At 72.8% G+C, this 8,208-nt stretch carries 6 protein-coding genes; all 6 read left to right on the top strand.

From position 1 onward, the window contains the following. Positions 1 to 226: 226 nt before the first annotated feature. Positions 227 to 1,099, top strand: coding sequence for a DUF5336 domain-containing protein (locus OU415_RS10705; protein ID WP_270948483.1), 873 nt, complete (start codon positions 227 to 229; stop codon positions 1,097 to 1,099). Between the two features lie 179 nt (positions 1,100 to 1,278). Then, positions 1,279 to 2,826 (top strand): cell division protein PerM, encoded by a 1,548-nt coding sequence (locus OU415_RS10700; protein WP_270948482.1) that lies wholly within the window; start codon positions 1,279 to 1,281, stop codon positions 2,824 to 2,826. A 256-nt stretch (positions 2,827 to 3,082) separates the two neighbouring features. Then, entirely contained in the window at positions 3,083 to 3,676 is a 594-nt protein-coding gene (gene purN, locus OU415_RS10695; RefSeq protein WP_270948481.1) for a phosphoribosylglycinamide formyltransferase, read from the top strand. Then, a complete protein-coding gene (purH, locus tag OU415_RS10690; RefSeq protein WP_270948480.1) occupies positions 3,673 to 5,238 on the top strand; it encodes a bifunctional phosphoribosylaminoimidazolecarboxamide formyltransferase/IMP cyclohydrolase in 1,566 nt (521 codons plus the stop codon). The genes purN and purH overlap by 4 nt, the downstream gene beginning before the upstream one ends. A 572-nt stretch (positions 5,239 to 5,810) precedes the next feature. Then, complete coding sequence (locus OU415_RS10685; protein ID WP_270948479.1) at positions 5,811 to 6,530, top strand: hypothetical protein; 720 nt, start codon at positions 5,811 to 5,813, stop codon at positions 6,528 to 6,530. Next, entirely contained in the window at positions 6,530 to 8,203 is a 1,674-nt protein-coding gene (locus tag OU415_RS10680; RefSeq protein ID WP_270948478.1) for a DNA polymerase Y family protein, read from the top strand. Before OU415_RS10685 ends, OU415_RS10680 begins: the two co-directional genes overlap by 1 nt. Positions 8,204 to 8,208: the final 5 nt, after the last annotated feature.

Below are 8,208 nucleotides of genomic sequence, written 5' to 3'. Positions count from 1 at the left end.
GCCCCGCCCCCGACGGCTTGTAGCACGTGTTTCGGCGGCTCGTTCTCGCCAGAGCTCGTCGAGCCCGAACCGCTGGTCACCTGGTCCTGGAGTGCGCGACCCCCGATGCGCACTGCGTTCGAACACCGGTGCCAGCGTTTTCCGGCACACTGGGTTCGGTCGGCGGACACCGTCGGCCTGGCCCGTCCTCGTTCCCCGAACGCCTATTGAGGAGTGTCACCACAGCATGTCCGCCCCGTATCCCCCGTCGCGGAAGTCCAGCTCGGCCGGGCCCGCACTCGGCTTGAAGGAGATCCTGGCGCTGGTGGCGGCCGGGGCCGGTCTGGTCGGTTACCTGATCGGCTTCTTCAGCGAGATCGCCGGTGTGCTCGTCGGCAGCCTGGCCGGATTCTCCATCATCACCTCCGCAGCGCTGGCCGGCCTGCGCTTCGTGCCGAAGACGCCGAACTTGCTGGTCGCCGCCGCGCCGCTGTCCGCCTACGCCACCCTCGCGCTGCTGCAGGACCTCATCGGCGGCACCTCCGGCGGCATCGTCGTGCTGCTCCTGCTGCTGGCCATCGCGCAGCTCGCCGGTGTGGTCGGGAACCTGCTGATCGACGGCGGGATCATCAACGTGCCGCAGAGCTCCGACTCGGCCAGCAAGCCCCCGTCCGGCCCGTCCGGTCAGGGTGGCCAGCCCGGCCCGTTCCAGCCCGGTCAGCAGGGCGGCCCCGGCAAGCCCGGTGGCCCCGGTGGGTGGAACCCCGCGGCGCCGCCCGCCAAGCCCGGGCAGTTCGCGCCGGCGAGCGGCGGCTGGAGCCCGGCCACCGGTGGACAGCCGCAGCAGCCGGGCGGCTGGAACCCGTCCTCGGGTGGCTCCCCGGCCCCGAACCCGTCCGGTCCCGCCGGTCAGCCCGGCTTCGCCGGTCAGGGCGGCGCCCCCACCGGTCAGGGCGCTCCCGCTGGTCAGGGTGCTCCTGCCGGTCAGGGTGGTTCCGCCGGGCAGGACGGTCCGCCGAACCAGGGAGCTGCCGGTCAGTCCGGTCAAGGTGGCCAGGGCAGCGGTCCGCAGGGCACCCAGCAGATGCCGCACCCCGGCCTCAACCGGCAGGAATTCTGATAGCTGAAGATCGATCGAGCACGGGTGGCCTGCGGGCCGCCCGTGCTTTCTTTCGGTGAAGCAGGGCGGTGGGACAGGCCGCGGGAGCGTCCTAAATGGACGTTCGATGTCGCCCGATGGGTGGAGGTGGCGGCGTGTTGTGACCCGTTCGGCGGAATTGTGGTGCGACATTCGGCAACGTGTCCGTGCTCGAGTCGATTCCCCACGCCATCGCCGACGGCCCCCGCGAGCGCAGTCTCGGCCTCCGCTGGTGGCTGCTCATCGGCGCGACCTGCACCGTCCTGGTCCTCGGCTACCTGCTGTCGGCCGGACTGATCGCCCTGGTGACGGCCACCGCCAGCAACGCCGGGTTCAGCCCGCTCGTGGTGCTGCTGGCCGCGCTGCCCGGGTGGCTGGTCCTGCACCAGTCCGCGCTGACGATCACGGGCGCACCGCTGAGCGTGCTCCCGCTGCTCCCGACCGCGGCCGTGATGCTGCTGATCGCGGCCGCCTCGGCCTGGGTGGCGCGGCGTTCCAGGCTGCGACGACCGGACCAGGCGTGGCCGGTCATCGCGACCATGGGCCTGGTGCACGCCTTCGTCGGCGCGGCCATCGCCCTCGTGCTGGCCGGGCCGTTCCGCGCCGTCCCGGTCGATGCCTTCCTGAGCTGCGGCTTGACCGCCACCGCTGCCTCGGCGGCAGGCGTGGCGAACCGCTGCGGGCTCATCTACCTGGTCTGGGAACGGGTCGAGGCCGAGGTGTGGTCAGGCCTGCGCATCGGTCTGCTCGCACTCTCTGCGGTGGTCGCCGCCGGCGGTGTGGTGCTGCTGGTCGGGATCTGCGCCTCGGCGCCGGACATGGTCGCCTCGATGGCGCGATCCGGCGCTGCCGGTGACGCGATCGGAACCTCCCTCCTGTCGCTGCTGTACCTGCCGAACGGAGTGCTGGCGGGCTGGGCCTTCGCCGCCGGCACCGGCCTGTCGCTGGGCGGGCTGACGGTGCAGCCCTTGCACGCCACGCCTGGGCCGGTGCCCGACCTTCCCCTGCTCGCGATCTTGCCGTCGCAGGAGGGGCCGGGCTGGTCGGCCGCGGCGCTGGTGCTGCCGCTCGCCGCCGGCGCGCTCGTCGGCTTCGCCTGCCGCCGGGTCTCCGGCGGCGTGTCGCACCGGTTGCTGGCGGTCGGTGTGGCGGCCTGCGTCGCGGCGCTGGGCACGTTGGTCCTCGCCCAGGTCGCCGGCGGCGACCTCGGTGGCGGGCAGTTCAGCCCGGTGTCGCTGCGACCGCTCGAGCTGGCTGCGATGACGATGTGCTGGATCGGCATCCCGGCAGCCGCCGTGACCTGGCTCGCTGGCCCGGTCGACTTCGAAGAGCCCGTGCCCGCAGGCGGAGACACCGCCGAGGGGGCAGACCCGGCTGCGGACGCTGATGCGTCGGAAACCGACTCCCTTCCGGTTGATGCGGACGATGTGAACGAGGACTCCGCCGAGGACGCGGAATCCCCGGCAGATGCGGATGGCGAACAGCCGTCCACTTCGGACGTGGACGCCGAGCCCGAAGCGGACGCGGTCGATCCCGATGACTTCGACCCGGAGATCCCGCACGCGCGCGAACCGCTCTCCTCGACCAGGAGCGCGCACTCCGAGATAGACCCCAGCGAGTTCGACGGTGACACCGGCTCGGACTGGACCGTCGACGAGGCCCGGCGCGAGGCCTGGACCAGGGACGGCGGCCAGAACCGGGCCGACTAGCTCCCGACCGCTCGGGTGCGGGAGATCTGCCCGTTTCGGGTGGGTTGCGCCCCGGGTGGTGCCGCCTCGGCGCTGTTCGCGGTGAGGGTTGCGCCACTCCTGGGGCCCTGGCCGCGTCAGACCCTCCAGCAGCGCTTACGCTGCTGGTTGAGATCGCGCCCAGGCACGTCAGGAGCGAACGCTGAATCCGAGTACGACCGACCCGTCGAACACCGCTGCGTCGCCCGCCCGGTTCACCACCGCCGATCCGGCACGCGTGGTCGTGCTGGTGTCCGGCTCCGGAACTCTGCTGCAGTCCCTGCTCGACGCGACCAGCTCGCCCGACTACCCCGTGCAGGTGGTCGCGGTCGGAGCGGATCGCGACGGCATCGAAGGGCTCGCCCGGGCCGAGCGCGCTGGGGTGCCGACCTTCGTCCGCCGGGTCAAGGACCACCCGAGCCGCGACGACTGGGACCGCGCACTGGCCGACGCCTGCGCCGAGCACGAACCCGACCTGGTGGTCTCCGCCGGGTTCATGAAGCTGGTCGGCGCGAACTTCTTGGCCCGCTTCGACGGCCGGTACCTCAACAGCCACCCGGCGCTGCTGCCCTCTTTCCCGGGCATGCACGGCGCGCGCGACGCGCTGGAGTACGGCGTGCGCGTCACCGGCTGCACGCTGTTCGTGGTCGATGCCGGGGTGGACACCGGACCGATCCTCGCGCAGGAAGCGGTCGAGGTGCGGCCCGACGACGACGAGGCGAGCTTGCACGAGCGGATCAAGGCAGTCGAGCGGCGATTGCTGGTCGACACCCTGGAACAGCTGGCGTTGCACGGTTGGACCGTGCAGGGACGGAAGGTGAGTATCCCGTGACCGCGAACTCGCAGGAGCGGCGCGCAGTTCGCCGCGCGCTGATCGGCGTGTCGGACAAGTCGGGCCTGCTGGAGCTGGCCACCGGGCTGCACGCGGCCGGTGTGGAGATCGTGTCCACCGGTGGCACCGCCCGCACCCTCGCGGCCGCGGGCGTGCCGGTGACCCCGGTCGAGGAGCTCACCGGCTTCCCGGAGGCGCTCGACGGCCGGGTCAAGACCCTGCACCCGCGGGTGCACGCCGGGCTGCTGGCCGACCTGCGCCGCCCGGAGCACGCCGACCAGCTGCGCGAGCTGGACATCGCCCCGTTCGACCTGCTGGTGGTGAACCTCTACCCGTTCGTGCAGACGGTGGCCTCGGGCGCCGCGCAGGACGAGGTGATCGAGCAGATCGACATCGGCGGTCCGGCGATGGTGCGAGCCTCGGCCAAGAACCACGCGAACGTCGCGGTCGTGGTCGACCCCAACCGCTACGAGTGGGTGCTGGAGCAGGTCCGGGAGGGCGGCTTCACGCAGTCCGACCGGGTCGAGCTGGCCGCTGCTGCGTTCCGGCACACCGCCTCCTACGACGTCGCGGTGGCGTCCTGGATGAGCAAGGTGCCGACCGGGGACGACTCGGTGTTCCCCGGCTGGATCGGCGAGACCTGGGAGCGCCGCTCCGCGCTGCGCTACGGGGAGAACCCGCACCAGCCCGCCGCGCTGTACGTCTCCGGCGGTGAGGCCACCGGTCTCGCGGCCGCGGCCCAGCTGCACGGCAAGGAGATGTCGTACAACAACTACGTCGACTCCGACGCGGCCTGGCGCGCGGCGCACGACCACGACGAGCCGTGCGTGGCGATCATCAAGCACGCCAACCCGTGCGGCATCGCGGTGGCCGACGACATCGCCGCCGCGCACCGCAAGGCGCACGAGTGCGACCCGGTCAGCGCGTTCGGCGGTGTCATCGCGACCAACCGCGAGGTGTCGGTGGCGATGGCCGAGCAGGTCGCCGAGATCTTCACCGAGGTCGTCGTGGCGCCCGGCTACGCCGACGGCGCGGTGGACGTGCTGAGCAAGAAGAAGAACATCCGGATCCTGACCGCGCAGCCGCCCAAGAGCGGCCGGATCGAGATGCGGGCGATCTCCGGCGGCATGCTGGTGCAGGGCTCCGACGCCATCGACGCCGAGGGCGACGACCCGGCCAACTGGACGCTGGCCGCCGGCTCGCCGGTGGACGAGGCCACCCTGGCGGACCTGAAGTTCGCCTGGCGCGCCTGCCGCGCGGTGAAGTCCAACGCGATCCTGCTGGCCGACGGCGGGGCCACGGTCGGCGTGGGCATGGGCCAGGTGAACCGGGTCGACTCGGCGCGCCTGGCGGTCTCCCGCGCGGGTGACCGGGCGAAGGGCTCGGTGGCCGCGTCCGACGCGTTCTTCCCGTTCGCCGACGGTCCGCAGGTCCTGCTGGACGCCGGGGTGCGCGCCATCGTGCAGCCGGGTGGCTCGGTCCGGGACGCGGACACCATCGCGGCGGCGGAGGCGGCCGGTGTGCCGCTCTACTTCACCGGGACGCGCCACTTCGCGCACTGACCCGGGATTGCCTCGAGCGGCGCGGACGACCACGGTCGTCCGCGCCGCTCGCTTTTCCGGGCTGTCGAGCGCGGCGGTGTGCTGGTGGGTCTGGCCCGTTCGGGACGTGCGCATGGGAAACCTCCTGGAGCATGTGGGATCCGTTCGCCGCGCGGCTGGCCCGGCGGGTGGTGTCGGGGCGTGGAGCCCCGGCCCGGCGAGCTCGGTGAGGCTGTTCCCGGACCGCTGCTGGGCGGTCCGGGCGGCCGTCCGGGTGGGCCCGGGAACGCGGTCGTCGATCGAGTTGTAGCGGCTTTTTCCCCTTCGCTCAGCCGAATTTCGGGCGATCGAACAAATGTTCACCCAATCTGGCTACGGGCCTTGACGCGGAGCTCTGGCCGGGGTTTACTTGTCTTGTTCGAACTGAGGTTCGAGTTCGGATCAGGCGATGTCGGGGTCGACTGATCCGTTGGAACCGGCGCTGCGTTCGGGTGCAGGCGCAGTGCTGGTTCCACCGCTGTCTTCCCCACAGCGGCTTGGTGGGTGCCCGCGCCGGGGTCGGGCATCCACTCGCACGATGTGGGGAGGCAGCGATGTCCGCGATGGCGTCTTCGACGTCGCCGGGCGCGTCCGCGGTTTACGGGGTGTCCGTGGGTGTGCCGGTGGTCGAAGCGGGTGGTGTTCCTGGTGCGGGCCGGGTGCTGCCCACGCGGACGGAGCTCGCTGCCGTGCTGCCATGGCCAGGTTTGCGCCGTGGCAGCACGGTGGCGGTGCACGGATCTGTTTCCCTCCTCTTCGCGCTGCTCGCCGAAGCGACCGCCAACGGCTCGTGGGCCGCGGTGGTGGGGCTGGCCGGCATCAGCCTGGTCGCCGCGGCTGAAGCCGGTGTGGAGCTCTCCAGGCTCGCGGTGGTTCCGCGGCCGGGCGGCGACCCGGCGGGTGTGGTCGCCGCGCTGCTCGACGGGGTGGACCTGGTCGCTGTCGGTGGTACTCGGCGGATCGCGGATTCGGATGCTCGACGGCTGTCGGCGAGAGCGCGCAACCGCGGTTCGGTGCTGCTGCCGTTCGGCCCGTGGGCGGGTGCCGAGGTGCAGCTGCGTTGTGCTGACGCCAGCTGGCGAGGGCTCGGTCAGGGCCATGGCTACCTGCGGGAACGTGCTGTCACGGTGCACGCGGGCGGACGTGGTGCGGCGTCCCGGCCGCGTTCGAGCCGGCTCCTCCTCCCGGCGCGCAGCGGAGCTGTCGGAGTTCCGGCGGACGAGCCCGTGGAGATCACGCGGCCGCGGCTGCGTCCGGTGGTGGGGTGCTCGTGATGCCCCCTCGTCGACTCGTCGTGTGGTGCCCGGACTGGCCGGTGGTCGCCGCCGCCCGCGCGGCCGAACTCGGTTCGTTGGTGCCCACCGCGGTGTTCGCGGCCAACCGGGTGGTGGCCTGCTCCGCGACGGCCCGCGATGGCGGGGTGCGCCGCGGCATGCGCCGCCGCGAGGCGCAGAGCCGTTGCCCGGATCTCGTTGTCTGCGAACACGATCCGGATCGGGATGCGCGGTTGTTCGAGCCGGTCGTGGCCGCGGTCGAGGACATGATGCCGGGGGTGGAGATCGTGCGCCCGGGCTTGGTGGCGGTTCCGGCGCGGGGGCCTGCGCGCTACTTCGGATCAGAGGCGGGCGCTGCTGAGCGGGTGATCGACAAGATCGACGCGCAGGTCGGGGTCGAGTGCCAGGTGGGCATCGCGGACGGGCTGTTCGCGGCGGTCCTGGCCGCTCGGCGCGGCCAGCTGGTCGCGCCCGGGTTGAGCCCGGAGTTCCTCGCGCCGCTGGCCGTCGACGAGATCGACCAGCTCGCCGACCGACTCACCGGCCGGCAGGTCGCGCAGCGGGCGGAGCTGGTGGATCTGCTGCGGCGCTTGGGAATTCGCACGTTGGGCGAGTTCGCCGCGCTGGATCCGTCGGACGTCGCGACGAGGTTCGGCCGGTCCGCGCTGGTGATGCACCGCGCGGCCGGGGGCCGGGAGGAGCGGCCGGTGCTGCGGCGGCAGGTCCCGCCGGACCTGGTGGTGTCCGAGGAGCTCGATCCGCCGGTGGACCGGGTGGACCGGGCGGCTTTCGCGGCCAAGGTGCTGGCGGACCGGCTGCACGCCAGGCTCGGCGATCTCGGTCTGGCGTGCACGCGGCTGGGGATTTCGGCGCGGACCGAGCACGGCGAGGAGCTGGATCGGGTGTGGCGGTGCGCGGAGCCGTTGACCCCGGCGGCCACCGCGGATCGGGTGCGCTGGCAGCTCGACGGTTGGCTGAACGGCCGCAGCGGGTCGCAGCGCCCGACGGCCGGGGTGAGCGTGCTGAGCCTCCGGCCGGAGGAGGTCGTCGGAGCGGGTGGGTTGCAGCTCGACCTGCTCAGCGCCGCGACCGGCGAGGCGGATGCCCGCGCCGGCCGCGCGTTCGCCCGGGTGCAGGGCATGCTCGGACCGGAGGCGGTGCTGACCGGGGTGCTCGACGGCGGTCGTGATCTGCGCGATCAGGTGCGGTTCGTGCCGTGGGGCGACGAGCGCCGCCCCGCGTTGGCACCGGACCACCCGTGGCCGGGGCGGATCCCGTCCCCGTCGCCCTCGGTGGTGCCGGATTCGCCTTGGCCCGCAGTCGTTCTCGACGTCGAGGGGCGGCCGGTGGAGGTCACCGACCGGGATCGGTTGACGGCGGCGCCGAGCCGCGTCGAGGTGGCGGGTGGCCGGTCCCGCGCGGTGTCCGGCTGGGCCGGGCCGTGGCCGGTGACCGAGCGCTGGTGGGTGGAGCTGCTGGCCGATGGTGCCGGGCAGACGGCCCCGGCGACGCAGGTGCCGCCGCGGTCGCTGGTGCGGGTCCAGGTGGTGCTCGAAGCCGACTCCAGCACGGCTGAGCCGGGAGCGCCGGGCGCTGAGCTCGAGGCGGGTGAGGTGGCCCTGCTGCTGGTGCACGAGCAGGGCCGTTGGTGGGTTCAGGGCGCCTATCGATAGCGACG

The organism is Saccharopolyspora oryzae, from assembly GCF_027853915.1.
Lineage (GTDB): Bacteria > Actinomycetota > Actinomycetes > Mycobacteriales > Pseudonocardiaceae > Saccharopolyspora > Saccharopolyspora oryzae.
This window is presented reverse-complemented; position numbering and strand designations above follow the sequence as displayed.